Origin of the sequence: Roseospirillum parvum (genome assembly GCF_900100455.1) — a bacterium.
GTDB lineage: Bacteria > Pseudomonadota > Alphaproteobacteria > Rhodospirillales > Rhodospirillaceae > Roseospirillum > Roseospirillum parvum.
Map to the genome: position 1 here is coordinate 227696 of NZ_FNCV01000002.1, position 25976 is coordinate 253671.

General features: G+C 70.1%; 22 protein-coding genes. 10 read left to right on the forward strand and 12 right to left on the reverse strand.

All coding sequences use genetic code 11. The features are described from left to right. The first annotated feature begins 17 nt into the window (after positions 1-17). Both BLR95_RS04040 and BLR95_RS04045 read left to right on the forward strand, forming a co-directional pair. The gene (locus tag BLR95_RS04040; RefSeq protein ID WP_092615797.1) at positions 18-1718 is read left to right on the forward strand and encodes a stimulus-sensing domain-containing protein; all 1701 of its coding nucleotides are present in this window, start codon (positions 18-20) and stop codon (positions 1716-1718) included. A 27-nt stretch (positions 1719-1745) separates the two neighbouring features. After that, entirely contained in the window at positions 1746-2138 is a 393-nt protein-coding gene (locus tag BLR95_RS04045) for a DUF995 domain-containing protein (protein WP_143130929.1), read from the forward strand. Between the two features lie 429 nt (positions 2139-2567). Here the strand turns inward: BLR95_RS04045 and ftsY are convergent, their stop codons facing one another. The 5 genes from ftsY to ubiE form a co-directional block, all read right to left on the reverse strand. Then, entirely contained in the window at positions 2568-4364 is a 1797-nt protein-coding gene (gene ftsY / locus BLR95_RS04050; protein WP_092615803.1) for a signal recognition particle-docking protein FtsY, read from the reverse strand. A gap of 2 nt (positions 4365-4366) precedes the next feature. Beyond that, positions 4367-5659, reverse strand: a complete 1293-nt coding sequence (gene mtaB, locus BLR95_RS04055) for a tRNA (N(6)-L-threonylcarbamoyladenosine(37)-C(2))-methylthiotransferase MtaB (RefSeq protein WP_092615806.1) — start codon at positions 5657-5659, stop codon at positions 4367-4369. Next, on the reverse strand, positions 5656-6489 hold the full coding sequence (gene dapF / locus BLR95_RS04060) for a diaminopimelate epimerase (protein ID WP_092615809.1): 834 nt from the start codon (positions 6487-6489) through the stop codon (positions 5656-5658). Before dapF ends, mtaB begins: the two co-directional genes overlap by 4 nt. Before the next feature lie 221 nt (positions 6490-6710). Further along, positions 6711-8240, reverse strand: a complete 1530-nt coding sequence (gene ubiB, locus BLR95_RS04065; RefSeq protein ID WP_092615811.1) for a 2-polyprenylphenol 6-hydroxylase — start codon at positions 8238-8240, stop codon at positions 6711-6713. A gap of 75 nt (positions 8241-8315) precedes the next feature. Next, positions 8316-9137, reverse strand: coding sequence for a bifunctional demethylmenaquinone methyltransferase/2-methoxy-6-polyprenyl-1,4-benzoquinol methylase UbiE (gene ubiE, locus BLR95_RS04070; RefSeq protein WP_092615813.1), 822 nt, complete (start codon positions 9135-9137; stop codon positions 8316-8318). 150 nt (positions 9138-9287) lie between these two features. Here ubiE and mutM point away from each other — a divergent pair, with 150 nt between their 5' ends. From mutM to BLR95_RS04085, 3 genes are read left to right on the forward strand one after another with little or no spacing between them, the layout of a single operon-like run. Continuing rightward, positions 9288-10142: a bifunctional DNA-formamidopyrimidine glycosylase/DNA-(apurinic or apyrimidinic site) lyase gene (gene mutM / locus BLR95_RS04075; protein ID WP_092615815.1), complete on the forward strand. Its 855-nt coding sequence runs from the start codon at positions 9288-9290 to the stop codon at positions 10140-10142. A 17-nt stretch (positions 10143-10159) separates the two neighbouring features. Then, entirely contained in the window at positions 10160-10597 is a 438-nt protein-coding gene (locus tag BLR95_RS04080) for a hypothetical protein (protein WP_143130930.1), read from the forward strand. Positions 10598-10635: 38 nt separating this feature from the next. Beyond that, positions 10636-11412, forward strand: a complete 777-nt coding sequence (locus BLR95_RS04085; RefSeq protein ID WP_092615820.1) for an enoyl-CoA hydratase — start codon at positions 10636-10638, stop codon at positions 11410-11412. 358 nt (positions 11413-11770) lie between these two features. Here the strand turns inward: BLR95_RS04085 and BLR95_RS04090 are convergent, their stop codons facing one another. From BLR95_RS04090 to BLR95_RS04110, 5 genes are read right to left on the reverse strand one after another with little or no spacing between them, the layout of a single operon-like run. Next, a complete protein-coding gene (locus tag BLR95_RS04090) occupies positions 11771-13075 on the reverse strand; it encodes a Ni/Fe hydrogenase subunit alpha (protein WP_092615823.1) in 1305 nt (434 codons plus the stop codon). After that, positions 13050-13853 (reverse strand): NADH-quinone oxidoreductase subunit B family protein, encoded by an 804-nt coding sequence (locus BLR95_RS04095; RefSeq protein WP_092615826.1) that lies wholly within the window; start codon positions 13851-13853, stop codon positions 13050-13052. Before BLR95_RS04095 ends, BLR95_RS04090 begins: the two co-directional genes overlap by 26 nt. A 4-nt stretch (positions 13854-13857) precedes the next feature. After that, on the reverse strand, positions 13858-14754 hold the full coding sequence (locus BLR95_RS04100; RefSeq protein ID WP_092615829.1) for an FAD/NAD(P)-binding protein: 897 nt from the start codon (positions 14752-14754) through the stop codon (positions 13858-13860). A gap of 26 nt (positions 14755-14780) precedes the next feature. After that, positions 14781-15260 (reverse strand): cyclic nucleotide-binding domain-containing protein, encoded by a 480-nt coding sequence (locus BLR95_RS04105; protein WP_092615832.1) that lies wholly within the window; start codon positions 15258-15260, stop codon positions 14781-14783. A 4-nt stretch (positions 15261-15264) separates the two neighbouring features. Then, the gene (locus tag BLR95_RS04110; RefSeq protein ID WP_218119480.1) at positions 15265-16485 is read right to left on the reverse strand and encodes a 4Fe-4S dicluster domain-containing protein; all 1221 of its coding nucleotides are present in this window, start codon (positions 16483-16485) and stop codon (positions 15265-15267) included. Between the two features lie 157 nt (positions 16486-16642). On the opposite strand from BLR95_RS04110, the gene queA reads away from it, so the two are divergent. Beyond that, complete coding sequence (gene queA / locus BLR95_RS04115) at positions 16643-17668, forward strand: tRNA preQ1(34) S-adenosylmethionine ribosyltransferase-isomerase QueA (protein WP_092615838.1); 1026 nt, start codon at positions 16643-16645, stop codon at positions 17666-17668. 461 nt (positions 17669-18129) lie between these two features. Here the strand turns inward: queA and amt are convergent, their stop codons facing one another. Next, a complete protein-coding gene (gene amt, locus BLR95_RS04120) occupies positions 18130-21882 on the reverse strand; it encodes an ammonium transporter (protein ID WP_092615841.1) in 3753 nt (1250 codons plus the stop codon). Positions 21883-22054: 172 nt separating this feature from the next. Between amt and BLR95_RS04125 the strand changes: the two genes are divergently transcribed. Further along, complete coding sequence (locus BLR95_RS04125; protein ID WP_092615844.1) at positions 22055-23329, forward strand: multidrug effflux MFS transporter; 1275 nt, start codon at positions 22055-22057, stop codon at positions 23327-23329. A 4-nt stretch (positions 23330-23333) separates the two neighbouring features. On the opposite strand, the gene BLR95_RS04130 is transcribed toward BLR95_RS04125, so the two are convergent. Then, positions 23334-24134 (reverse strand): enoyl-CoA hydratase, encoded by an 801-nt coding sequence (locus tag BLR95_RS04130; protein WP_092615847.1) that lies wholly within the window; start codon positions 24132-24134, stop codon positions 23334-23336. A 151-nt stretch (positions 24135-24285) separates the two neighbouring features. Between BLR95_RS04130 and BLR95_RS04135 the strand changes: the two genes are divergently transcribed. The 3 genes from BLR95_RS04135 to rpsI all read left to right on the forward strand — a co-directional run bounded on the left by BLR95_RS04135 (position 24286) and on the right by rpsI (position 25900). After that, positions 24286-24711, forward strand: a complete 426-nt coding sequence (locus tag BLR95_RS04135; RefSeq protein WP_092615850.1) for a PaaI family thioesterase — start codon at positions 24286-24288, stop codon at positions 24709-24711. Between the two features lie 250 nt (positions 24712-24961). Next, entirely contained in the window at positions 24962-25420 is a 459-nt protein-coding gene (rplM, locus tag BLR95_RS04140) for a 50S ribosomal protein L13 (protein WP_092615853.1), read from the forward strand. A gap of 6 nt (positions 25421-25426) precedes the next feature. Further along, complete coding sequence (gene rpsI, locus BLR95_RS04145; protein ID WP_092615855.1) at positions 25427-25900, forward strand: 30S ribosomal protein S9; 474 nt, start codon at positions 25427-25429, stop codon at positions 25898-25900. Positions 25901-25976: the final 76 nt, after the last annotated feature.

The following is a 25976-nucleotide window of genomic DNA, read 5'->3' on the forward strand; positions in this document are numbered from 1 at the left end:
CGGTGCGGAGGGAGGCGATGCGGGCTGATCCGGCGTTCCGGCCGATCTCGTCGCGGCGCCGCCGGGTGATCTGGCGGCGGCGCTGGCGGCGCCTGCCCGGCTCGCCGCTGACCCGGCGCATCCTGGCCGTCAACCTGCTCGCCCCGCTGCTGCTGGTCGGCGGGCTGCTGTACCTGGACCACTATCAGGAAACCCTGGTCGAGACCCGCCTCTCCGGCCTGCACACCCAGGCCGCGCTGATCGCCGCCGCCATCGGTGAAAGTGCCGTGACCACCCACCCCGGGCCGATCCCGCTGATCGGCGCCGGGGTGCTGCGCCACGAACTGGCGGTCGAGGAAAGCCGCATGATGATCCGCCGGCTGGCCGACCTGATCGGCCTGCGCATCCGGCTGTTCGACCCCAACGGCCTGCTGGTCGCCGACTCCCAGATGCTGCGCGGCCCGGGCGGGCTGGTCCAGGTGCGCGACCTGCCGCCGCCGGACCAGGACCTGCTGACCCGCCTGTGGCGCTGGCTGCACGACCGCCTGCTGGCGACCACGGTGCTGAGCGGCCCCTACCCGCCCTATGTGGAGCGCGCCCGGCAGACCAGCGTCGACTACGACGAGGTGGCCATCGCCCTTGATGTGGGCGAGCCGGCGCACGCCATCCGCGCCACCGAGGAAGGGCCGCGCATCCTCTCCTACGCCGTGCCGGTGCAGTTCTACAAACAGGTGGTGGGCGCGGTGATGGTCTCGGAAAGCTCGGCCGGGCTCGATGCCGAGGTGTTCCAGGTGCGCACCACCATCCTCAAGGTGTTCCTGGCGGTGCTGGCGGTGACGGTGCTGGTCTCGGTCTATCTGGCCCGCACCATCGCCCGGCCCTTGCGCCTGCTGGCGGCGCGCGCCGAGCGCATCCGCCACGCCGAGGGGGGCGGCGGCGGGCGCGGGGTGGAGATCCCCGACTTCACCCGGCGCGGCGACGAGATCGGCGAATTGTCCGGCGTGCTGCGCCAGATGACCGCCGCCCTGTGGGCCCGCATGGACGCCATCGAGCGCTTCGCCGCCGACGTGGCACACGAGATCAAGAACCCCCTGACCTCGCTGAAAAGCGCCGTCGAGACGGTGGCCCGGGTGCGCGACCCGGAGCAGCAGAAGCGGCTGATGGGCATCATCGAGGACGACGTGAAGCGCCTCGATCGGCTGATCAGCGACATTTCCGACGCCTCGCGGCTGGACGCCGAGCTGTCGCGCGCCGAGACGGCGCCGGTCAAGGTGGCCGAGATGCTGGGCACCCTGGCCGCCATCCACCGCGACACCGCCGAGAGCGTGGCGCTCGACCTGGCCCTGCCCGAGGGCGGCGACCCGCTGCCGGTGGCGGCGGTCGAGGGGCGGCTGACCCAGGTGTTGCGCAACCTGTTGTCCAACGCGCGGTCGTTCTCGCCGCCCGGGGGGCGGATCCGGCTGGCCGCGTGGCGCGACAACGGGCGGGTGCTGGTCAGCGTCGAGGACGACGGCCCGGGCATCCCGCCGGGCAAGGAAGAGGCCATCTTCGACCGCTTCTATTCCGACCGTCCGGCGGGCGAGAAGTTCGGCACCCATTCCGGGCTGGGGCTGGCCATCTCGCGCCAGATCGTCGAGGCCGCCGGCGGCACCCTGACCGCCGGCAACCGCCAGACCCCCGACGGCACGGTGGCCGGGGCCCGTTTCCTGGTCGACCTGCCGGCGCTGGGCGAGGGGTAGTTTTTTCCGAGACGAAGGAGAGAGGATATGTTGAGAGCTCTTGCAATCCTGCTTGCCGCCCTGGTCCCGCTGGCTGCCTGTGTGCAGACCGTCGATGGCGCCCTCGAGGAAGGGGGCACGCGGATGACCAACCAGATGATCGCCCGGGAGATGGCCGGGCGAACCATGCAGGCCCGGTTCAAGCAGGGCTATGTGGCCACCCACAGCTTCACCTTCGCCGCCGACTCCGACGCGCTGACGGTGGACACGCACGACGGCGGGCGCTGGCATCCCTCGGGCGACGGCCTGCTCTGCCTGGAGTGGCCCAAGGGCCTGAAGTGGACCCGCGACGGCTACTGCTTCGCCGCCGTCAAACAGGCCGGCGGCTACGGCCTCTACGACACGGTGATCGAGCAGATCCGCATCGAACTGACCCCCTGATACGGACACGCGATGAGTGGGACTCATCGCGGTTTAAGATGGGGGCTTTGCCCCCAAACCCCCAATCGCGGTTTAAGATGGGGGCCTTGCCCCCAAACCCCCACCGGGGAAGCAGGGCTTCCCCGGACCCCTCCATTCGTTGGTGAACAAGCGCTGCCTCCGAGCGGAACGCCCGGGGTTTTTGGTTGCAGGCCAGCTTCGCTGGCCTGCGAAAACAACCAGGGAATGGGCGCGCGGCCCAAGATCGTCCTCCCAATGGTTTGCTTGCACAAATCCGTCCGACTGTTCGGCGCGTTCGGCGATCAATGAATGAATGGAGGGGGTCCGGGGGAGCCCCTGGCTCCCCCGGTGGGGTTTTAAAGGGGCAAAGCCCCTTTCATACGGACCTTTGGATGAGTTCCTCTCATCGCCGGTTGGTATGAGCCGCCCCTACTCCTTCCCGCCGCCCAGCAGGCCGGCCGATTTTTCGTCCAGGCCCATCAGCGAGTTGGCGAAGTCGCGGGCCTTGAAGGGCCGAAGGTCGTCGATCTTCTCGCCCACCCCCAGGGCGTGGATGGGCAGGCCGAAGCGGTCGGCCAGGGCGACGATGACGCCGCCCCGGGCGGTGCCGTCCAGCTTGGTCATGACCAGCCCGTTGACCTCGATCATGTCGCGGAAGGTCTCGACCTGCGAGTGGGCGTTCTGGCCCACCGTGGCGTCGAGCACCAGCAGGCAGGTGTGCGGCGCCGACTCGTCCACTTTGCGCAGCACGCGGACGATCTTCTTCAACTCCTCCATCAGGCCGACCTTGTTCTGCAGCCGGCCGGCGGTGTCGATCAGCAGCACGTCATCGCCGTAGTTCTGCGCCTCGGTGTAGGCATCGAAGGCGAGGCTGGCGGCATCGGCCCCGGTCTCGCGGGCGAAGACGTGGCAGGCGGTGCGCCCGCCCCACACCTTGAGCTGCTCGACGGCGGCGGCGCGGAAGGTGTCGCCGGCGGCCATCGAGACGGTGCGGCCCTGGCGCTTGAAGTAGCGCGCCAGCTTGCCGATGGTGGTGGTCTTGCCGGCCCCGTTGACGCCGACCACCAGCACCACGTGGGGCTTGGCCTTGCGGTCGATTTCCAGCGGCTTGGCCACCGGCTCCAGGATGTCGGCGATTTCCTCGGCCAGCACCGCCTTCACCTCTTCCGGCGGCACGTGCTTGCCGAAGCGCTCCTTGGCCAGGGCGGTGCACAGGCGGGCCGAGGTTTCCACCCCCATGTCGGCGGTGATCAGCAGGTCTTCCAGCTCCTGCAGGGTGTCGTCGTCCAGCTTGCGCTTGGCGAACAGGTCGACGATGCCCTGGGCCAGCCGGCCCGACGAGCGGGCCAGCGCGTCGAACAGCCGGCGGAGCCAGCTTTTCTGCTCCTCCTCCTCGCTTTCCTCGCCTTCCTTGGCGGCCTCGCCCTCCTTTGGAGTCTCGCCGTCCTTCGGGCCCTCCTGGGCCGCCTCGGCGGGAGGGGGAGCGTCGGACGGCGGCAGCGGGGCGGCGGGCGCCGGGACAGTCTTCTCCTGAACCGGTTCCTGAACTGGCGTCTGAACGGGCGGCTCAAGCGGCGCCTTGTCCCCGGCCTGGGCGGGCGGCGCCGGCGCGACCTCGGGAGCCGGCGCTTCCGGGCGCGGCATCACCGGCGGCGGCGCCCAGTCGGCGACCGGTGGCGGCGGCGCAACCTCGGGCTTGGCGGGCTCCGGCTTGGCGAATTCCACCTTGGGCGGCGCGGGCGGCGGCGGCTTCGGCGCCTCCGGGGCCGGTTGGGGCTCCGGCTTGGCGGCCGGCGGTGGGGACGCCACCGGCGGCGCCGGCGGTACGGGCGGCGGAGGTGCCTTGGGCGGTTCGGCGACCGGCGGCGGGGCCGAGGGCGCCACGGGCTGAGGAGCCTTCGGCGGCTCGGCGACCGGCGGCGGTGTCACCGGGGCTTCAGGTGCCTTGGGCGACTCGGGCACCACCGGCTCGAAGCTCAGCGGCTCGGCACTCGGCGGCGGCAGCTTGCCCTTCCGGCGCGCCTTCTCTTCCAGGCGGCGGCGCTTCTCGTCCTCCTTGGCCTGCTTCTCGGCCAGCCGGCGGGCCTCCTTCTCGGCCTTGCGGTCCAGCTCGGCCTGGCGTTTGGCCTCCTTCTCGGCTTCCTTTTCCTCGCGCGAGCGGCCGCCGAACAGCGAGAAACGCCGCTTCTTTTCCTCGTTGCCGGGGGAATGGGGGTCCTGGGACATGCTCAGCCGATCACCTCTGCCTGAAGAGAGCCGTTGTCGATGGCGGCGAACCTTACCCGGATCAGCCGACCGGGGACCAGCCCCGAAACGGCCCGGTCCACCCGCACCGGCAGGAACGAGGGGTCGCGGGCCTGACCGTCGGCCTCCAGCACCAGCTCGGCGGTCTGCCCCAGGCGCGCCTGCATCACCGCCTCGAGCCGCGCCGCGCCGGCGGCGCGCAACTCGGCGGCACGCGCCTTGACCACCTCGCCGGGCAGACGGCGCATGCGGGCCGCCGGGGTGCCGGGACGCGGCGAATAGGGGAAGACATGCAGATGGGCCAACCCGGCCTGATCGATCAGGGCCCGGGTGTTGGCGAACATGGCCTCGGTCTCGGTCGGGAAGCCGGCGATCAGGTCGGCGCCGAAGACGATCTCCGGCCGCGCCGCGCCCAGGTGTTCGCACAGCTCGATCACCCGGGCCCGGTCGTGGCGCCGCTTCATGCGCTTGAGGATCATGTCGTCGCCGGCCTGGACCGAGAAATGCACATGCGGCATGACCCGGGGATGGCCGGCCAGCAGGTCGAGCAACTGCTCATCGAGCGCCGCCGGGTCGAGCGACGACAGGCGCAGTCGGGGCAGCTCCGGCACCGCCTCGAGCAGCGCCGCGACCAGGGCGCCGAGGCGCGGCGCGCCGGGCAGCTCGCCGCCCCAACTGGTCAGGTCGACGCCGGTCAGCACCAGCTCGTGCAGGCCGCCGGCGACCAGGGCGCGGGCCTGCTCGATCACCCGTTCCACCGCCACCGAGCGGTTCGGCCCGCGGGCCAGCGGGATGACGCAGAAGGTGCAGCGGTGGTCGCAGCCCTGCTGGATCTGCACGAAGCCGCGCGCCCGGTCCTCGAAGCCGGCGACCAGATGGGGGGCCAGGGCGGCCACCGCCTCCGGGTCGCTGACCTGGATCGAGGGGCCGGCCGCCGCCGCCGCCTCCGTCGTCGGGTCCCAACTGTCGGCCTGGAGCTTGTCTGGATTGCCCAGCACCCGGGCCACCCCGGGCAACTCGGCCCAGCGCTCCGGCGCCAACTGGGCGGCGCAGCCGGTGACCACGATCTCCGCCTCCGGATGCTCACGCCTCAGGCGGCGGATGGTCTGACGGGCCTGCCGCTCCGCCTCGGCGGTGACGGCGCAGGTATTGACCACCACCCGGGGCCGGCTGCCCGGCGGCGCCTTGGCCAGATGGTCGCGGATGATCTCCGACTCGAAGGCGTTGGTGCGGCAGCCGAAGGTGACCACATCGGGGCGCGGCTTGCTGTGGGTCATGGCAGGGCCTGGGGATCGAAGGTGCCGCGAAAGACCTCGACCGCCGGGCCGGTCATGGTCACCCGGCCGGTGCCGTCGCGGTCCCAGGCGATGGAAAGCGCGCCGCCGTCCAGCACCACCGTCGCGGTGGGCTCGGCCAGACCGCGCCGCGCCGCCGCCACCACCGCCGCACAGGCCGCCGTGCCACAGGCCCGGGTCTGCCCGGCGCCGCGCTCCCACACCCGAAGGCGCAGCCGGTCCCGCCCCAGCACCGAGACGGCACTGGCGTTGACCCGGTTGGGAAACAGCGGGTGATGCTCCACCTCGGGCCCCAGGGCGGCCAGATCGATGGCCTCGGCATCGGGGACGAAGAACACCGCGTGCGGGTTGCCCATGCCCACCCCCACCGGATCGGCCAGCGGCCCCACCTCGAGCGGCAGATGCAGGGTGTCCATGGCCCGGGCCAGGGGAATCTCGGCCCAGTCCAGGCGGGCCGGGCCCATCTCCACGGCATACAGCCCGTCGCCGGCGCGGCGCACCTCGAGCAGGCCGCCGGCGCTCTCGATGCGCACCACCTCGGCACCGGACTCGGCCAGCAGCAGACGCCCGACACAGCGCGTGGCATTGCCGCAGGCCTCGACCTCGCCACCATCCGGGTTGTGGATGGTCATCCGCGCGGCGGCGCCGGAGCCGGCGGGGTCCAGCAGGGTGATCACCTGATCACAGCCCACGCCAAGACGCCGCTCGGCCAACCCACGGGCCAGAACGGAGGACAGCGGCACACCGCCGCGCCGGTCCAGAACCACGAAATCGTTGCCCAGACCGTGCATCTTGATGAACACATGCTCCATGCCGGGCCTTATAGACCTCGTGAGGCAGGGCGCCAAGGGGGCGCTGCCCCCTTGGAACCCCCGCCGGGGGGACCAGGGGCCCCCCCGGACCCCCGCCGTGAATTAAAACCACCCGGAGGGGGGCAAGCCCCCTCCGGGTGGTTTTGAGTCATGGTGGGGTCTGGGGAGGCCTCCCGGCCTCCCCAGCGGGGATTTCAAAGGGGCAGCGCCCCTTTGCCGCCCTACTTCACCAGCAGCGCACCGATCAAAGCCGCGACCAGGGCCCAGGGCAGCCAGCCGGGCAGGCCGCGGCGGTTGCCGGCCAGTTGGCGCACCGTTTCGGGGTGCAGCTTGAGGCCGCCGTTGCCGATCATGGCGGCCGCCTTGTCGGCGTGCTCGAGCATGGCGGGCAGGCGCTCGGCCGAGCGGGCGACGGCGCGGGCGGCGCGTTCGGCCTGCGCCTTGGGGCCCAGGTTGTCGCGCATCCACTCCTCGATGAGCGGGCGGCACAGCTCCCACATGTTGGTTTCCGGGGCCAGATTGCGGCCCAGGGCCTCGGCCACCAGCATCGACTTCTGGAGCATCAGAAGCTGCGGCTGGGTCTGCATCTGGAAGGTCTCGGTGACCTGGAAGAGCTGGCCCAGGAGGCGGGCGATGGAGATGTCGGCGATCGGCTTGCCGAGGATCGGCTCGGCGATCGAGCGGCTGGCCTGGGTGAAGGCCTCGACCGAGCGGTCGGCCGAGACGTAGCCGGCGACGAAGTGCACCTCGGCCACCCGGCGATAGTCGGCGGTCAGGAAGCCGACCAGCATTTCGGCCAGATAGCGCCGGGTGTCGGTATCGACCCGCCCCATGATCCCGAAGTCGAGGGCGATCAGCCCGCCATTGGGATCGACGAAGATGTTGCCGGGGTGCAGGTCGGCGTGGAAGAAGCCGTCGCGGAAGACCATGTGGAAGAAGGCGCGCGAGGCGTTTTCCGACACCGTCAGCGGGTCGATGCCGTGGGCGCGCAGGGTTTCCGGCTCGTCCACCGGCAGGCCGCCGACGCGCTCCAGGGTCATCACGTTGCGCCCGGTGCGCCGCCAGTCCACCGACGGCACGCGGAAGGTGGGGTCGCCGGCGAAGTTGTCGCCCATCTCGCAGGCGGCGGCGGCCTCGAAACGCAGGTCCATCTCCATGTTGACCGCGTCTTCGAAGGTGCGCACGCTTTCCACCGGGCGCAGACGGCGCCAGCCGGGCTGGGCCCACTCGACCATCTCGGCCAGCCAGTAGAGCAGGTCGATGTCGCGCCGGAAGGCGGCCTCGACCCCCGGGCGCAGCACCTTCACCGCCACCGGGGCGCCATCGGTGGTCACCGCGAAGTGGACCTGGGCGATGGAGGCGGCGGCCACCGGCTCCTCGTCGAAGCTTTCAAACAGGCTGCCGAGCGGGGCGCCGAACTCGTCCTCGATGATCCGCTTGGCCTGTTCGAAGGGGAACGGCGGCAGGCGGTCCTGAAGCTCCGACAGGTCGGCCGCCACTTCCTCGCCCAGCAGATCGGGGCGGGTGGACAGCGCCTGGCCGAACTTGATCAGGGTCGGCCCCAACTCGGACAGGGCGCGGGCCAGCCGCTGACCGGGCCGCCCCTCGGTGTTGCGCCGGGTGGTCAGGCTGGCCGCCCAGGCGGCGATGTGGGCCACCCGCACCCCTTCCATCAGGAACAGGGCGTCGTGGCGGGCCAACACCCGGGCCACGGACATCAGGCGGAGCAGGTTGCGGGTTGGGCGGATCACGGACGTTGCTGCCAGCTACCCGGACCAGGGCCGGGACAAGGGGGAGGCGGGGCGGCGGAGGTCGGCCGGAAGCCCTTAAAGCTTCCAGCCCGAATGGATGGCCGCGATGCCGCCCGAGAGGTTGCGGTACTTGACGTTCTCGAAGCCGGCCTTGCGCATCATGGCGGCCAGTTCGTCCTGGGGCGGGAACTGGCGGATGCTTTCGGCCAGATACTCGTAGGCGGCGCGGTCGCCGGCCACCATCTGCCCCAGACCGGGCAGCACGGTGAACGAGTAGGCATCGTAGATGCGGTCGAAGACCGGGACCACCACGTGCGAGAATTCCAGGCACATGTAGCGCCCGCCCGGCTTCAGCGCGCGGAATGCGTCGTTCAGGGCCAGTTGCGGGTCGGTCACGTTGCGCAGCCCGAAGGCGATGGTGTAGGCGTCGAAGGTGCCGTCCGGGAAGGGCAGGAACTGGGCATCGCCGCAGGTCCAGGTCAGCCCCGACAGGTGCCCCCGGTCGGCTGCCCGGCGCCGCCCGACGCGCAGCATCTCGGCGTTGATGTCGCACACCGTGACCCGGGCCGGGAACGACTTGGCCCCCTCGCCCCCCACCTTGGCGGCGCGCTCCAGGAAGCGGAAGGCGATGTCGCCGGTGCCGCCGGCCACGTCGATCAGGTGCTGGCCGGGGCGCGGCGACAGCCAGTCGATCAGCGCGGCCTTCCAGATGCGATGGATGCCACCGCTCATCAGGTCATTCATCAGGTCGTACTTGTCGGCGACCGAATCGAAGACCTGCCGGACCATGCCCGCCTTCTCGGCGCGGGGCACGGAACGGTAGCCGAAATGGGTCAGATCGTCATCCGCCGAGGGGGCCTCGGCGGCGGGGTGGGGCGGGTGCTGGGACGTGCTCATGGGGGCGCACCATAGCCCAAGCCCCAACCCGGCGGAATACGGGATTTGACCCCTCGGGGCACTTTTTTGCCGGGGCCGGTTTGGGGATGCGATCCGGCATCACATCAACTATCCCAGAGGGGCCCGATGACAGCAGCGGAGGACCCGTGAATGCCCGAATTGCCGGAGGTCGAGACGGTCCGCCGGGGTCTGGCGGCGGCCCTCGAGGGGCGCCGGCTGGCCGAGGTGGCGGTGCTGCGGCCGGGCCTGCGCATCCCCTTCCCGCCCGATCTGGCCGAGGCGTTGTCGGGCCGCCGGGTGGTGGCGGTGCGCCGCCGGGCCAAGTTCTTCCAACTGGTGCTGGACGACGGCCGGGTGCTGCTCGGCCATCTCGGCATGAGCGGCCGGGTGCACATCCTGCCGCCGCCCCACCTCGGCACCCCGCCGCCGCCCGGGCCGCACGACCACCTGATCCTGACCACCGACACGCAAAGCCGCGTGGTGTTCACCGACGCCCGCCGATTCGGCCTCCTCACCCTGACCACCGAGGCCGAGCTCGCAACCCACCCGATGCTCACCGACCTGGGGCCGGAGCCCCTCTCCGACACCCTCACCGGCCCCTGGCTGGCCGCCGCCCTGGCCGGACGACGCGGGCCCATCAAGCCGGCCCTGATGGACCAGCGCCTGATCGCCGGCATCGGCAACATCTACGCCAGCGAGGCCCTGTTCCGGGCCGGCCTGTCGCCCCGCCGGCGGGCCGACACGGTGAAAGGGCAGCGCGCCGCGCGGCTGGCCGAGGCCATCAAACAGGTGCTGACCGAGGCCATCGCCGCCGGCGGCGCCAGCTTGCGCGACCACCGCCAGCCGGACGGCGAGCTGGGCTACTTCCAGTTCAGCTTCGCGGTCTACGACAAGGCCGGCCAGCCCTGCCCGGGGTGCGACTGCGACCTCGCCGAAGGGGGCGGCATCCGCCGGCTGGTGCAGGCCGGGCGGTCGACTTTTTACTGTCCCCGCCGCCAGCGGTAGTGGTATTCCTGGCCTCCATGATGGGGAGCCTGCGCCGAACAACGGACAGCGGCATCCGCCGGATCGGCCGGGCCGGTCGGGCGGCGGCGTTGGCCTGCGCGCTGTGGCTGGGCGCCACCCCGGCGCTTCTTCCAGGCGCCAACCCGGCGCTGGGGGCCGACTCCTTCCTCAAGGGCTTCGACGACCTGCCCCTGCCGGCCGGCTTCAGCGCCCTCGACGATCCCCCCCCCACCGTCTTCGACAGCGCCTACGGCCGTCTCGCCGAGGCCTACGCCCGCGGCCCCGGGCCAGCCGCCAAGGCCCGCGCCTTCTACGCCGACACCCTGCCCCAACTGGGCTGGACCGCCCTGCCCGGCGACCCCCTCGGCTTCCAGCGCGGCAACGAGCGCTTGCGCCTTGACTTCACAAGCCAAGGCGGCAGTCTGCTCATCCACTTTTCGCTGAAACCCAACTGACAGTCTTATAATTCCCCTTCAAGGAGCGTCGCACCCCCATGGCCTACGAGCACATCCTGGTCGAAACCCGGGGCAAGGTCGGGATCGTCACCCTGAACCGCCCCAAGGCCCTCAACGCCCTGTGCGCCCAGCTGATCGAAGAGCTGGGCCAGGCCCTGGACGGCCTGGAGGCCGACGAAACCATCGGCTGCATCGTCCTGACCGGCAGCGAAAAAGCCTTCGCCGCCGGAGCCGACATCAAGGAAATGGCCGGCAAGTCCTTCATCAGCGCCTACCTGGAAGACTTCATCACCAACGGCTGGGAACGCATCACCACCTGCCGCAAACCAGTGATCGCCGCCGTCGCCGGCTACGCCCTGGGCGGCGGCTGCGAAGTCGCCATGATGTGCGACTTCATCCTGGCCGCCGACAACGCCCGCTTCGGCCAACCGGAAATCAACCTCGGCGTCATCCCCGGCGCCGGCGGCACCCAGCGCCTGACCCGCGCCGTGGGCAAGGCCAAGGCCATGGAAATGTGCCTGACCGGCCGCCAGATGGACGCCGCCGAAGCCGAACGCGCCGGACTGGTCAGCCGCGTCGTGCCCCTCGCCGACCTGATGGACGAAGCCATCAAAACCGCCGAACGGATCGCCGAACAGTCGCGCCCCATCGCCCTGATCTGCAAGGAGTCGGTCAACGCCGCCTTCGAAACCACCCTGGCCATGGGCATCATGACCGAACGCCGACTGTTCCACGCCTGCTTCGCCACCGACGACCAAAAGGAAGGCATGGCCGCCTTCGTCGAAAAACGCCAGCCCAACTTCAAGAACAGCTAAAGGGGCTGGCAAAGGGGCGCAGCCCCTTTGAAACCCCGCCGGGGGACACGGGGTGTCCCCCGGACCCCCGCCAGTTCGTTGGCGTGAAACGCCAAGGCAGAGCCAAGCACGAACGGTATTTGGTTGCAGGCCAGCTTCGCTGGCCTGCCTAAACGAAAAGTCGATGGTGCGCATTGCACCAACCGCCTCCCCTTGTTTCAGGGTTGTTTTCGCAGGCCAGCAAAGCTGGCCTGCACCCACCCCCCTTGCACCTGCCATCCATGCCTGCGTTCGGCTCCAACGAAATGGCGGGGTCCGGGGGGACCCTGTCCCCCCGGTGAGGGTTCGGGGGCAAAGCCCCCGTCAGCCGTCGGGCGCCTCACGCCCCTCTGTCGATTGACAGTTTCAGGAAGTGTGTCGCGCAGGAGATGCAGGGGTCGTAGTTGCGGATGGTTTGTTCGCAGCGCCAGGTGAGGGCGGCGTCGTCCAGGTGGAGGTTGTTTTCGACCACTTTCAGCAGGTCGTCTTCGATGATTTTCTGGTTCTGGGCGGTGGGGGGCACGATGACGGCTTTGGTGATGGTGCCGTCGCGGTCTGTTTCGTAGGTGTGGTGGCAGATGCCGCGCGGGGCTTCGGTGCAGCCTTGGCCGTGTCCGGCCTTGGGGGTAAGGGGCACGTCGGGCCGGGGCGGTTCCTTGTAGGCGCGGGCCAGGGCGAGGGCGTCTTCGAGGGCCTGGAGGTTTTCCAGGGCGCGCACGATGATGCTTTTGTAGGGGTTCGTCACCACCGGCCCGACCCCGGCCTCGGCGGCCAGTTGGCGCACGGTTTTCGAGTATTGTTCGAAGTTGATGGCGTGCCGGGCCAGCGGCCCGACCTTGAACAGGCCCTCGCGGCCATCGTCGTGTTTGAACACGGCGTGCAGGGCGTTGGAGTGGGCGACGTGCTGTTCGACCACCCGCTCGTGGAAGGCGTCGATGGGGAAGGCGTGGCCCCGGTTGGTGGCCAGGGTGCCGCGATGGATGGCGTATTCGCCGGGGTGGGTGAGGGCGAGGAAGGTGTAGTCCTGCTCAAGGTCGGGGAAGTCGAATCCGGCGACCAGACGGACCAGTCCGGCGGCGGCTTGCTGGGCCCATTCCAGTTCGGGGATCAGGGCCTGGATTTCGCCCTGGGTGGGCACCCGGTAGAAGCCGCCCACCTTGAGGTTGACCGGATGGACGGCGCGCCCGCCGATGGTTTCGAGGATGGCGTTGCCCAGTTTTTTCAGGCGCAGCGCGGTTTCCACCACCGCCGGGTTGGCCCGGGCCAGTTCGATGGAATCGTTGAGGCCGAGGAAGTCCGGGGCGTGCAGCATGGCCACGTGCAGGACGTGGCTTTCGATCCACTCGCCGCAGTAGACAAGGCGCCTCAGGTCGTCCAGCGGCCCTTCCACCTTGGCCCCGAAGGCGGCTTCCAGGGCCTGCGCGGCGCCCATCATGTAGGCCACCGGGCAGATGCCGCAGATGCGCGCCGTGATGTCCGGCACATCGCTGTAGGGGCGGCCCTGAAGGAAGGCCTCGAAGAAGCGGGGCGGTTCGAAGATGATGAACTTCAGGTCCTTCACCTTGCCGTCGCGCAGCTTGATGTCGAGCGCCCCCTCGCCCTCGACCCGGGCCAGGGCCTCAACCTTGATCGTGCGCCGGGACATGGCGTTCGCTCTCCTCCCTGAAGGCATCGGCGCCGGCGTTGAAGCCGCGGAAGGCCTGCCCCACGGCGCGCGGCGACAGGCCCATTTCGCCGGTCATCCAGTCGGCCAGGGCGCGGGTGTTGGGGCCCTCCTTGGGGCCGAAACAGCCGTAGCAGCCCCGGGTCTGGGTGGGGCACAGGTTGCCGCAGCCGGCCTGGGTGACCGGGCCCAGGCAGGGCGTGCCGTGAGCGACCATGACGCACACCGTGCCCCGGCGCTTGCACTCGATGCATTCGCTGTGGCGCGGCAGGTTGGGCTTGCGGTTGTTGAGGAAGGCCGACAGCACCTCCAGCACCTGATACTTGTTGACCGGGCAGCCGCGCAGCTCGAAATCGACCGGCACGTGGTCGGCGATGGCGGTGCTGGTCGACAGGGTTTCGATGTACTCGGGCCGGGCGTAGACCGCCTCGATGAAGGCCTTGTGGTCGGCGAAGTTCTTCAGCGCCTGGATGCCCCCGGCGGTGGCGCAGGCGCCGATGCTGATCAGCACCTTGGACTGGCGGCGCACGGTCTGGATGCGTTTGGCGTCGTGGGCGGTGGTGATCGAGCCCTCGACCAGGGCGACGTCATAGGGGCCCTTCACGGTGCGCCGGGTGGCTTCCAGGAAATAGGCGATCTCCACCGCCCCGGCGAGGGCCAGCAACTCGTCCTCCAGCGACAGCAGGCCAAGCTGGCAGCCATCGCAGGAGGAGAACTTGAAGACCGCCAGCTTGGGGCGCGAGGCGTCGGCCGGGCTCATGGTTCTAAAGCTCCCAGACGCGGAAAATGTCGGCCACCTTGTCGAAGCGGAACACCGGGCCGTCGCGGCACACGAAGTGGCCGCCCCACTGGCAGTGGCCGCACACGCCGACGGCGCATTTCATGTTGCGTTCCATGCTGATGAACATGCGCTCCTCGCGCACCCCCTTCTCCGCCAGGGCGGTCAGGCAGAAGCGCATCATGGCCTCTGGCCCGCAGACGAAGGCAGAGGTGTTGCCGGGGTCGAAGCCGCCCATCTTGATCAGCCGGGTGACCACCCCGACGTGGCCGTTCCACGCGCCGGTGGCGCGGTCCACGGTGACGTGCACCGACATGTCGAAGCGCCCCCGCCAGGCCTTCAGCTCGCGGGTGAACAGGATGTCCTCCGGCGTGCGGGCGCCATAGAGGATGAGCACCTTGCCGAAGCGGTCGCGCTCGGCCAGCACGGTGTGGATCAGCGGCCTGAGGGGGGCGAGGCCAATGCCCCCGGCGACGATCAGCACGTCGTCGCCGTGCGCCGCCTCGGCCGGCCAGTGGGTGCCGAAGGGGCCGCGGATGCCGATCGACTGGCCGGCCTTCAGGCGGTTCATGGCGTTGGTCACCGTGCCCACGGCGCGCGTGGTGTGGACCAGCACGCTGGGGTCGGCCGGATCGCCGCTGATGCTGATCGGCACCTCGCCCACCCCGAACACATAGAGCATGTTGAACTGGCCGGGCTTGAAGTGCATCCCGGCGCCGTCCAGCGGCTCCAGCTCCAGGGTGAAGGTATCGGCCAGCTCGCGGCGCAGCCGGGCGATGCGGAAGCGACGCGGCCGCATCGGGTCGGCCGCTCCCCGGGCCGGCGGTTCGGGGGCGCGCAGGGCCGCGGGGTTTGCGGCGGGGTGGGTGGAAGCCTCGGCCATGATCGTTCGCTGTCCCTGATCGGGGCCTACATCTGGCCGCCCTTGGGCTGGTAGAGGTCGAGCATTTGCAGGCGCGCGGCCTGAAGACGCTCGGCCATCATGGCGACCACCCGGTTGAGGACCAGATAGCCCAGCTCGTGGTCGGCCTCGAACTTCTTGCGCAGGCAGGCGGCGTCCAGGCTGACCACGCGCAGCAGCGACACCGCCCGGGCGTCGAAGGTGTAGCGGTAGGGGGTGACCAGCGACGACCAGCCGAGCACGTCGTCCTCCTGAAGGGTCTGCAACGAGACCCGGTCCAGGCCCGGCACCTTGGCCTCGATGGACACCGTGCCGTGGCGCACGATGTACACCTTGTCGGCGTCGCTGCCCTCGTGGAACACGTAGTCGCCGGGACCGAAACGCTCGTTGACCCCGCAGCCGGCGAGCAGGGCCAGGGTGTCGGCGTCGAACCCCTCGAAGAAGGGATGGTTTTCGAGCAGGGTCTCCAGACCCTCGACCTGGACCATGGCGTTACTCTCCCCCAGTCGGTGTGGCGCTGTCTTGCTTGGCGGCGTTTTGGGCCGGCGCGCGGCCGGCCAGACGGGCGGTCTCCTCGGTCAGGTCGATGCCCACCGGGCACCAGGCGATGCAGCGCCCGCAGCCGGTGCAGCCCGACCGCCCGAACTGCTCGTACCAGGAACTCAGCTTGTGGCTCATCCACTGGCGATAGCGGCTGGCCGTCTCGATGCGGATGCTGCCGCCGTGGATGTAGCTGAAATCCATGGTGAAGCAGGAATCCCAGCGGCGCCAGCGCTCGGCGATGTCGCCCGTCAGATCGGTCGAATCCTCGACCGTGGCGCAGAAGCAGGTCGGGCAGACCATGGTGCAGTTGGCACAGGCCAGACAGCGCTCGCCGACCCGGGACCAGTGCGGATGGTCCAGGTTGTCGGCCACGATGCGCCGATGATCGGGATCGAGGCGGCGCCTCTGGGCGGCCCGGGTCGCCTCGGGCACGGCGGCGGCGGCGGCGCGGTCGGCCGCCTCGGGCGGCCGGCCGGTGCCCTCGGGCAGGCTGTCGAGCAGGCGCGCCCCGGCCGGACTGGCCGGGCGGACCAGGAAGCGGTGGCCCCCCTCGACGATCTCGCTCATCACCAGATCGGCCCCGCCGCCATCGGCCGGAACCGCCGGGCCGGTGCCCATGGAATCGCAGAAGCAGGTCGCGGCGGCATGGCCGCAGTCCAGGGCGACGATGAAGGCGGCCCGCCGGCGCCCGGCATAGGTGGGGTCGGGGCGCGACGCCTCCGGAGCGTCCGGGGTCAGGCCGAAGACCTGATCCTGGGCCGCGATGGCCGCCAGATCGCACGGCTTGACGCCAAGCAGGGCAAGGCGCGGCGGGGCATGGTCGCCGGCGCTGTCGGTCACCTCGAAGCCGCTGCCGGTGGAGCGGGCCCGCATCAGGCGCACCTCGGGCGGATGCAGATGGCGCTTCCAGGCGTGCGGCGGGCTGGCGAAGCCGAACAGGGCGCCATCCGCGCGCTCTTCCAGGCGATAGTGCCCGGGGCTCTGCACATCGCGCCAGCCGGCCGGCAGATCGGCCCGGCCCTCGATCGGCTCCAGCACGATGGCTTGCTCGCGCAATCGGGGGCCGATGACCGTGAAACCGGCCCCGGCCAGGGCGGCGATCAGGGCGTCAAGACCGGGCACATCAAGCATCACGGCCCGGGCGGACTGGGGAGTTGCTGGGTCGCTCACGCCACCTCCTGCCCAAAACCCACTTTCCAGCGGGCGGATCAGCCGTGCCGTCCGCCCCGTCTGTTCAGGTGGTCATTCGGGGGGCCGGTTTTAAGAGGGACAACGGCACGATCCGAGTTGCCAGATCAATCCCGACAAGGGCATACCACCCCCCATCATGCGCACCGACCTGTTCGACTTCACCCTGCCCCCCGAACACATCGCCCGCCGCCCGGCCAGCCCGCGCGACGCCGCCCGCCTGCTGGTGGTGCCGCCAGAGGGCCTCTTCGCCGACCTAACGGTGGCCGACCTGCCCGGCCAACTCGCCCCCGGCGACCTGCTGGTGGTCAACGACACCCGCGTCCTGCCAGCCCGCCTGACCGGCCGGCGCGGCACCGCCGGCGTCGAAATCACCCTCGACCAGCGGCGCCCCGACGGCACCTGGCGCGCCCTGGCCAAGGGTGCGCGCAAGCTGAAACCCGGCCAGCGCATCGATTTCGCCGATGCCCTCTCGGCCCAGGTGCTGGAAAAAGCCGAAGGCGGCGTGGTCACCCTGGCCTTCGACCGCGACGGCGCCGACCTGCGCGCCGCCCTCGAAGCGGTCGGCCACATCCCCCTGCCCCCCTACATGGGCCGACCCGACGACGCCCGCGACCGCGACGACTACCAGACCCTGTTCGCCGCCCGCGAAGGCGCCGTCGCCGCCCCCACCGCCGGCCTGCACTTCACCCCGCGCCTGATCGACGCCCTGACCGCCGCCGGCATCACCCAGACCAGCCTGACCCTGCACGTCGGCGCCGGAACCTTCCTGCCGGTCAAGGTGGACGACACCCGAGACCACCAGATGCACGGCGAATGGGGCGAAATCACCCCCCACACCGCCGACACCATCAACACCACCCGAGCCGCCGGCGGCCGCGTGGTCGCCGTCGGCACCACCGCCCTGCGCCTGCTCGAAAGCGCCGCCCGCGACGATGGCACCGTCGCCCCCTTCGAAGGCGAAACCGACATCTTCATCACCCCAGGCCACCGCTTCCAGGCAGTCGACGCCCTGCTCACCAACTTCCACCTGCCCCGCTCGACCCTGTTCATGCTGGTCAGCGCCTTCATGGGCCTGGAACGCATGCAATCCGCCTACGCCCACGCCATCGCCGAAAACTATCGCTTCTACTCCTACGGCGACGCCTGCCTGCTGCTGCGCTGACAACACACGGGAAAGCGGGACAACAAACAGGGCAACAAAAGGGGCTCCGCCCCTTTGACCCCGCCGGGGGGACAGGGTCCCCCCGGACCCCGCCATTTCATGGGAGCGCCACGCCGGCAACATACCGGGACCAGTTGGGGTTGGTTGCGGGCCAGCTTCGCTGGCCCGCGTAAACAACAAACCTCACTGGCGGGCGCTGATGCGTGCCGTGCCGACTGCACCCCCCGGTTTTGGTTGTTTCGCAGGCCAGCGAAGCTGGCCTGCACCCAAACACCACGCAGACTTGGCACCACGTCCGCGATGCGCACCAACGAAATGGAGGGGGTCCGGGGGATCGCCTTCGATCCCCCGGCGGGGGTTCGGGGGCAGAGCCCCCGTTTTGCAAGGTGTGGGGGTTCGGGGGCAAAGCCCCCGTTATCAAAGGCGTGGGGGTTCGGGGCAGGGCTCCGGGGTTGGTGTCGTCACTCGTTGGTGGTGGCGGCGTGGGTCAGGTCGATCAGGGCGGCGAGTTCGATTGGTCGGCTGATCAGGTAGCCTTGGATCTTGGTGCAGCCGAGGTCTTTCAGGAAGTCGAACTGGGCCTGTGTTTCCACGCCTTCGGCGACCACGTCGATGGCGAGGTCGCGGGCCATGCGGACCATGGCGGTGGCCAGCGCGCAATCGCGGTGGTCGGCGGGGATTCCGGCGATGAATTCGCGATCCAGTTTCAGCACCTGGATGGGCAGGTTCTTGAGCCGCGAGAGGGACGAGTAGCCTTTGCCGAAGTCGTCCAGGGCGACGCGGATGCCGTGGGCGTCGAGCCGTTTGAGGATGGCGAGGCTTTGTTCCTCGTCGGCCATGATGCCGGTTTCGGTGATTTCGACCACCAGATGGCGGGGTGACAGGCCGGCTTCGCCGAGGGCCCGTTCGATGGTCGCTTCCAGGCCGACCTTGGCGTGGAACTGGCGCGGCGAGACGTTGACCGCGAGATCGAGGTGGCCCAGGCCGGCTTTTTCCAGCACCCCGAGGTCTTCCACCACGCGGGCCAGCACGTACTCGCCCAGGGCGTGGATCAGGCCGCTTTCCTCGGCCAGGGGGATGAATTCGTCGGGCGGCACCATGGTGCCGTCGGCCTGACGCCAGCGCAGAAGGGCTTCGGCGCTGGCGATGCGGCCGTCGTCGATGCGCACCTGGGGCTGGTAGAGGACGAACAGCTCGCCCCCGGCCAGGGCGCGTCTCAGCTCGGTTTCCAGGGCGTTGCGGCGGGCCAGTTTCAGGTTCAGTTCCTGGGTGAAGTACTGGTAGTTGGCCCGTCCCTGTTCCTTGGCGTGATAGAGCGCGGCGTCGGCGTGGCGCAGCAGGTCTTCCGGGGTGGCGCCGTCGTCCGGGTAGATGGCGATGCCGATGCTGGTCGAGACGTTGGCCTCGCCTTCCTCCAGGTCGAAGGGCTGGGCCAGGGTGTGGATGATGGTTTCGGCGACGCTCGACAACTCCTCGGAGCGGCTGAGGTGTTGCAGGATCACGGTGAACTCGTCGCCGTGGATGCGGGCCACGGTGTCGGAGGCGCGCACCACGCGGCTCAGGCGGCGCGCCGTTTCGCCGAGCAGGGCGTCGCCGGCGCGATGGCCCAGGGTGTCGTTGACCGCCTTGAAGCGGTCGAGATCGAGGAAGAACAGGCCCAGCTTCTCGCCCGAGCGTTCGGCCTGGGCCACCGCCTGGCTCAGGCGGTCGAGGAACAGGCGGCGGTTGGGCAGGCCGGTGGTCTGGTCGAAGTTGGCGTGCCGCCAGACGGTTTCCTCGCGCTGCTTGCGTTCGCTCAGGTCGCTGAGCACGGCGATGGTGTTGGTGCGCTGGCCCTCGGCGTCGCGCACTTCCGACAGGCTGAGCCACACCGGCAGCACCTCGTCGGACTTGCGGCGGGCCAGCACCTCGCCGTGCCAGCGGCCGTTGTCGTCGACCGCCTTCGCCACCTCTTCATAGAAGGTGCGGTCGTAGCGGGCCGAGCAGAAGTGCGGCAACTCCAGGCCGCGCACTTCGCGGGTCTTGTAGCCGAGGGCCTTGAGCAGGGCCTGGTTGACCTGCTCGACCTGTCCCGAGGCGTTGAAGACGATGATCGGCTCGTTGGTGCTTTCGAAGACCATGGCCGACAGGCGCAGGGCCTCGCGGGTGCGCTTGCGTTCGGTGATGTCCTCCAGGATGGCGATGCACAACGGCCGGTCCGAGAAACGCTCCAGACGGATCGGGTTGAGCACCACCGAGGCCCAGATGGTCACCCCGTCGGGCAGGCGGAAGCGCACTTCCAGGTTCTGTTCGGCGCTGTCCGGGTGGGTGATCTTGGCCAGCACGGCGCGCACCATCATCGGATGGTCGGCCGGGTGGACCAGCGGCCCCAGGTCGCGGCCGATCAACTCGGTGCGGCTGACCTCCTCGCGGCCCAGCAGGATGCGGGCCAGGGCCGGGTTGACGTCGAGCAGGCGGCGCTCGGCGTCGATCACCGCCATGCCCAGGCCGGCGGTGTTGAAGATGGTGCGGAAGCGTGATTCGCTTTCGCGCAGGGCGCTTTCGGCGCGGCGCCGTTCGGTGATGTCGCGCACCGTGGCGATCAGGAGCTCGCCGGCCGGGCTGGCGGCGCGGGCCAGGGTCAGTTCGGCCGGGAAGCGGCTGGCGTCGCCCCGCAGGGCGATCACCTCGCGTGTTCCCTCGGCGCCGTCGGCGCCGGGGATCAGCAGGCCGGGCAGCAGGGCGTCCAGCGGCCGCCCCTCGAAGTCGACGCCGGCCAGCCCGAACAGGCTCTCGGCCACCGGGTTGTGCGACAGGATGGCGTGGTCGGCCGGATCGGCGACGAAGATGGCGTCGGCCGAGGTGGCGACGATGGCCTGGGTGCGTGCCACCGCCGTTTCCAGATGGTCCATCACCTGGTTGTAGCGGGCGGCGATCTGGCCGGTCTCGGTGAACGGATCGGCCACGGCGCGCAGCGACAGGTCACCGCTGCGGGCCTGGCTTTCCATCACCTGGAAGAAGTCGAAGGTCTCGGTGCGCGCCCCGTGCTCGGCGATGTTGAGGCCGATGCGCTCGACCTCGGGGCTGACCCTTAGCGGGGCGATCCGGCTGAGCACCAGCAGCAGCCCGAGGGGCAGCACGAAGGCGGCGCCGAAGCAGGCGACCACGCCGGTAAGCTGGATCTTGAGCTGGCCCACCCAGTCCAGCCCGGTACCCAGCAGTTCGGGCTGGCCGAACAGGGCGACCGCCACGGTGCCCCAGATGCCGCCCCCCAGGTGCACCGGAATGGCGCCCACCGCGTCGTCGATCCTGTAGCGCAGCAGCAGCCAGTCGAGCCCCATGGCGACCGCCCCGCCGAGACCGCCGATGAGCACCGCCGCCCCCGGCGAGACGGCGTGGCAGTTGGCGGTGATGGCGACCAGCCCGGCCAGCAGGCCGTTGATCACCGGCATCACGTGGGGGGTGCCGTCGCGCACCCAGCCGATGGCCAGGGCAAACACGCTGCCGGCGGCGGCGGCCAGACAGGTGTTGGCGACGATGCCGGCGATGGCGGGCTCCAGGGTCAGGGTCGAGCCGCCGTTGAAGCCCAGCCAGCCGAACCACAGGATCAGCGCCCCCAGGGCCGACAGCGGCAGGTTGGCGCCGCTGATCTCGTTGACCGAGCCGTCCTCGTTGAAGCGCCCGGCGCGCGGCCCGATGATGAGCAGGGTGGCCAGCGACACCCAGCCGCCCACCGAATGGACCACCGAGGAGCCGGCCCAGTCGACGAAGCCGGCCTTGCCCAGCCAGCCGCCCATCGCCTCGCCGCCCAGCCCGTTCCAGGCCCAGTGGCCGAACAGCGGATAGATCAGCATGGCGACCAGCATCGACAGCCCGACATAGGCGGCGAACGACAGGCGCTCGGCCACCGCCCCGGACACCACCGTGACCGCGGTCGAGCAGAACAATGCCTGGAACAGGAAGAAGACCAGCCCCATGGGGGTTTCGATGCCGCGCAGGAAGAACCCCTCGGCACCGATCAACCCGAGCCATGAGCCGCCGAACATCAAGGCGTAGCCGGCTGCCCAGAACCCCATCATCGACACGGCGAAATCCACCGTGTTCTTCATCGCCACGTTGATGTTGTTCTTGGAGCGGGTCAGCCCGGTTTCCAGGCACAGGAAGCCGGCCTGCATGAACAGCACCAGCGCCGCCGAGATGATGATCCACAGGATGTCGAAGACGTTGGTGCTCACCGGGACCCGGCCTTGACGGTGGTAGCCGCGCCGCGCCCCCTGGCGTTTCGGTCATCCGAGGCACTCGGCGCGTCATCCTGCCCGCAAATGAGGCATAAATGCAAGCAGTGCATACGGTTTTTGCAAAGCCTTGCAGCTTGAGTTTAAGCCGTGCCTCTGCTACCCGCCTTCCATGCCCCACGTCCCGACGCCCCCCGACGCCGCCGCCATCGATCCCACGCCCCCGGCGCCGACCGCCCCGGCGCCCGCCGCACCCAGCCCCGGCCTGGGGCGTTCGCTGCTCCTCATCCTGGCCGCCTTCACCGCCGCCGGGCCGCTGTCGATGCAGATTTTCCTGCCCGCCCTGCCGGCCATCCAAAGCGGCTTTCAGGTCGATCCGGCGGCCAGCCAGTTGCTGATCAGCCTGGCCATGGCCGCCTTCGGGGTGGCCCAGTTGGCCTATGGCCCGCTGTCGGACCGCTTCGGCCGCCGGCCGGTGCTGATTTTCGGGCTGGTCCTGTTCCTGGTCGGCTCGGCGATGTGCCTGCTGGCGCCCAGCCTGCCCCTGCTGGTCGTCGGGCGCATCGTGCAGGCGGCGGGCAGCGCCGCCGGCATGGTCCTGCCGCGGGCCATCATCCGCGACCTGTGCGACCGCGCCCAGGCGGCCCACGGCATCGCCCGGCTGACCACCATCATGGTCATCGCGCCGATGCTCGCCCCGCTGGCCGGCGCCGCGCTGAGCGACCTGATCCACTGGCGGGCGATCTTTCTGGTCATCACCGCCTTTGCCGGGCTGACCGTGTGGCTGGCCCTGTATCGGCTGACCGAAAGCAATCACCAGCGCAGCCCCCTGCCCGGCCCGATGGGCATGGTGGACAGCTACCGGGGGCTGCTCCGCCAGCCGCTGTTCGTGGCCTATGCCGGGTTCGCCGCCAGCACCATGGGCATGTTCTTCGTCTTCATGTCGGCGGCGCCCTATCTGGCCATCCAGGTGATGGGCATCAGCGCCACCCAGTATGGCCTGTGGTTCGCCGCCGTCTCGGCGCTGTACATCGTCGGCAACCTGTCGACCAGCCGCATCGCCCACCACATCGGCCTGGAAGGCACCCTGGCCCTGGGCGCCGCCATCGCCCTGGCCGGCGGCCTGCTGCTGGTGGTCAGCTGCGCCCTGGCTCCGTGGACGCCACTGACCATCCTCGGCCCGGCCCTGCTGATGGGCCTGGGCAACGGCATCGGCCTGCCCCAGGCCCAGGCCGGGGCGGTCAGCGTCGATCCCAAGCGGGCCGGCGCGGCGTCCGGGCTGGCCGGCTTCACCCAGATGATCGCCGGCGCCATCCTGGCCCAGACGGTGGGCCTGCTGGAAGACGGCACGCCGTGGCCGATGGCCCTGCTGATGCTGCTGACCGCGCTCAGCGCCCTGCTCAACGCCGGGCTGGCGCTGCGCGCCAACAAGGGGGCGTCCCCTTGACCCCTCAGCGCCCCTGCCAGACCGGCGGGCGCTTGCCCAGGAAGGCATCGATGCCTTCCTCGGCGTCGCGGGCCATCATGTTCTCGGTCATCACCTGGCTGGCGTAGGCATAGGCCTCGTCCAGCGGCATCTCGGCCTGGCGGTAAAAGGCTTCCTTGCCAATGGCCAGGGTCAGCGGCGACTTGGCGGCGATGGTGCCGGCCATCTGGGCCACCGTGGCGTCCAACTCGTCGTCGGCCACCGCCCGGTTGATCAAGCCGGCGGCCTCGGCCTCGTCGGCTGACAGGGGGCGGCCGCTGAGCAGCATCTCCAGGGCCGTCTTGCGGCCCACGGCGCGACTCAGGGCGACCATCGGGGTCGAACAGAACAGCCCGATGTTGACCCCCGGCGTGGCGAAGCGGGCCGAGGCCCCGGCGTAGGCCAGATCGCACGAGGCGACCAACTGGCAGCCGGCCGCCGTGGCCATGGCATGGACCTTGGCGATGACCGGCTTGGGCAGCCGCACGATGGCCGTCATCAGGCGCGAGCACTGGCTGAACAGCGCCTCGTACATCTCGCGGCCGGGCTCGGCGCGCATTTCCTTCAGGTCGTGCCCGGCGCAGAAGGCCGCACCATGGGCCGCCAGCACCACCACCTTCACCGACTCGTCGGCGGCGACGGCGGCGAGTTCGGCCTCCAGGGCCTCCATCAGGGCGCGCGACAGGGCGTTGCGGGCCTGCGGACGGTTGAGGGTCAGGGTGGCGATCCCACCCTCGTCGTCGCGCAGGACCAGGGGCTCGGCGGGGAGGGCGGCGGGGGCGGACATGGCGGGCTCCTTGAACCTGTGGCCGGGCAGGGGTGGCCTTGCCGCGGCGGGCCGGGTAGAACTTGGCGGGTAGAAAAGGCTTGAGGCTTCAACAACCACTGTGCCCGCCCCCGCCCGGCGCGGCAACCCCCGGCCCGGGAGTCCCGAAGTTATGGTCCACATCACCAAGCAGCAGGTCATCGACATCGTCGAGCGCGAGTTGCCCTTCGCCCGCTACGTCGGCGCCGAGGTGGACGAGATCGGCCCCGGCCACGTGGTCTGCCGCATGCGCTACAAGCCCGAGTTGGTGCGCCCCGGCGGCACCATCAGCGGCCCGGCCCTGATGAGCCTGGCCGACTTCGCCATGTTCGTCGCCGTGATGAGCCTGATCGGCCCGGTCGAACTGGCGGTGACCACCAACCTCAACATCAACTTCCTGCGCAAGCCGGGCCAGGAGGACGTGCTGGCCGTGGGCAGCGTGCTCAAGCAGGGCAAGCGGCTGGCGGTGATGGAGGTCGACCTTTACTCCGGCGAGATCGGGCCGGACAACATGGTGGCCCACGTCACCGGCACCTATTCCATTCCGCCGACCGGCTGAATCCGGCTGATTTCTTTTATTTTCAAGGCGTTGGTGGAAGGTATCCGGATACCTTTTTGCAAGCCACTGATATTGCTTGCAAAAATCCCGTTGACACCGTTTCTTTTCCTGGCATAGTGCGCGCCTCGCCGCCCGGCCCAGGCTGGACGCGGCTGAACAGGCTTTCGTTCCCCTCCACCCCCGACCGACCGCCGGCCCGGACCACATCCCGGCAGCGCCGGTGTCGTCGCCAAGGACCCCGACCGATCCCATGAAGACCTACACCGCAAAGCCCAGCGAGGTGACGCGCAAGTGGTACCTGATCGACGCCGAGGGCGTCGTCCTGGGTCGCCTCGCCGCCACCGTGGCCACCATTCTGCGTGGCAAGCACAAGGCCATGTTCACGCCGCACATCGACACCGGCGACCACGTGGTCATCGTCAACGCCGACAAGGTCCGCCTGACCGGCCGCAAGCTGGCCGACAAGACCTACTACTGGCACACCGGCCACCCGGGCGGCATCAAGAGCCGCACCGCCGGACAGATCCTGGGCGGCCAGCACCCCGAGCGGGTGATCCTGAAGGCCGTCGAGCGGATGATGCCGGGCGGCCCCCTGTCGCGCCAGCAGTTCAGCAAGCTGAAGGTCTACGCCGGGGCCGAGCACCCGCACGCCGCCCAGCAGCCCGAGGTCCTCGATCTCGCGGCCCGCAACAGCAAGAACGCAAGGTAAGCGCCGATGAGCGAAACCACCGCCACCTCCCTTGAGGACCTCAAGTCGCTGGCCCCCGAGGCGCCGGCTCCCCGCCAGCCCGAGCGCGACGAGCTGGGCCGCAGCTACGCCACCGGCCGACGCAAGAACGCCGTCGCCCGGGTCTGGGTCAAGCCCGGCAGCGGCCGCTTCCTGGTCAACGGCCGCACCCTGGACGAATACTTCCCCCGTCCGGTGCTGCGCATGATCATCCAGCAGCCGTTCTCGGTCGCCAACCGGGCCAACCAGTTCGACGTCATGGCCACGGTCACCGGCGGCGGGCTGTCGGGTCAGGCCGGCGCCATCCGCCACGGCCTGAGCCACGCCCTGATCCGCTACGAGCCCGACCTGCGACCGGTGCTGAAGAAGGAAGGCTTCCTGACCCGCGACAGCCGCGTCGTGGAGCGCAAGAAGTACGGCAAGGCCAAGGCCCGCCGCAGCTTCCAGTTCTCCAAGCGCTGACGCGGCTCGCCAAGGGGGCGCTGCCCCCTTGGACCCGCCGCCGGGGAAGCAGGGCTTCCCCGGACCCCTCCGCGAC

What these genes read in the sequence shown, in the direction of transcription:
- BLR95_RS04040 (WP_092615797.1), top strand. Translation starts at nt 18, where the DNA reads ATGCGGGCTGATCCGGCGTTCCGGCCGATCTCGTCGCGGCGCCGCCGG.
- BLR95_RS04045 (WP_143130929.1), top strand. Translation starts at nt 1,746, where the DNA reads ATGTTGAGAGCTCTTGCAATCCTGCTTGCCGCCCTGGTCCCGCTGGCT.
- ftsY (WP_092615803.1), bottom strand. Translation starts at nt 4,364, where the DNA reads ATGTCCCAGGACCCCCATTCCCCCGGCAACGAGGAAAAGAAGCGGCGT.
- mtaB (WP_092615806.1), bottom strand. Translation starts at nt 5,659, where the DNA reads ATGACCCACAGCAAGCCGCGCCCCGATGTGGTCACCTTCGGCTGCCGC.
- dapF (WP_092615809.1), bottom strand. Translation starts at nt 6,489, where the DNA reads ATGGAGCATGTGTTCATCAAGATGCACGGTCTGGGCAACGATTTCGTG.
- ubiE (WP_092615813.1), bottom strand. Translation starts at nt 9,137, where the DNA reads ATGAGCACGTCCCAGCACCCGCCCCACCCCGCCGCCGAGGCCCCCTCG.
- mutM (WP_092615815.1), top strand. Translation starts at nt 9,288, where the DNA reads ATGCCCGAATTGCCGGAGGTCGAGACGGTCCGCCGGGGTCTGGCGGCG.
- BLR95_RS04080 (WP_143130930.1), top strand. Translation starts at nt 10,160, where the DNA reads ATGATGGGGAGCCTGCGCCGAACAACGGACAGCGGCATCCGCCGGATC.
- BLR95_RS04085 (WP_092615820.1), top strand. Translation starts at nt 10,636, where the DNA reads ATGGCCTACGAGCACATCCTGGTCGAAACCCGGGGCAAGGTCGGGATC.
- BLR95_RS04090 (WP_092615823.1), bottom strand. Translation starts at nt 13,075, where the DNA reads ATGTCCCGGCGCACGATCAAGGTTGAGGCCCTGGCCCGGGTCGAGGGC.
- BLR95_RS04095 (WP_092615826.1), bottom strand. Translation starts at nt 13,853, where the DNA reads ATGAGCCCGGCCGACGCCTCGCGCCCCAAGCTGGCGGTCTTCAAGTTC.
- BLR95_RS04100 (WP_092615829.1), bottom strand. Translation starts at nt 14,754, where the DNA reads ATGGCCGAGGCTTCCACCCACCCCGCCGCAAACCCCGCGGCCCTGCGC.
- BLR95_RS04105 (WP_092615832.1), bottom strand. Translation starts at nt 15,260, where the DNA reads ATGGTCCAGGTCGAGGGTCTGGAGACCCTGCTCGAAAACCATCCCTTC.
- queA (WP_092615838.1), top strand. Translation starts at nt 16,643, where the DNA reads ATGCGCACCGACCTGTTCGACTTCACCCTGCCCCCCGAACACATCGCC.
- BLR95_RS04125 (WP_092615844.1), top strand. Translation starts at nt 22,055, where the DNA reads ATGCCCCACGTCCCGACGCCCCCCGACGCCGCCGCCATCGATCCCACG.
- BLR95_RS04130 (WP_092615847.1), bottom strand. Translation starts at nt 24,134, where the DNA reads ATGTCCGCCCCCGCCGCCCTCCCCGCCGAGCCCCTGGTCCTGCGCGAC.
- BLR95_RS04135 (WP_092615850.1), top strand. Translation starts at nt 24,286, where the DNA reads ATGGTCCACATCACCAAGCAGCAGGTCATCGACATCGTCGAGCGCGAG.
- rplM (WP_092615853.1), top strand. Translation starts at nt 24,962, where the DNA reads ATGAAGACCTACACCGCAAAGCCCAGCGAGGTGACGCGCAAGTGGTAC.
- rpsI (WP_092615855.1), top strand. Translation starts at nt 25,427, where the DNA reads ATGAGCGAAACCACCGCCACCTCCCTTGAGGACCTCAAGTCGCTGGCC.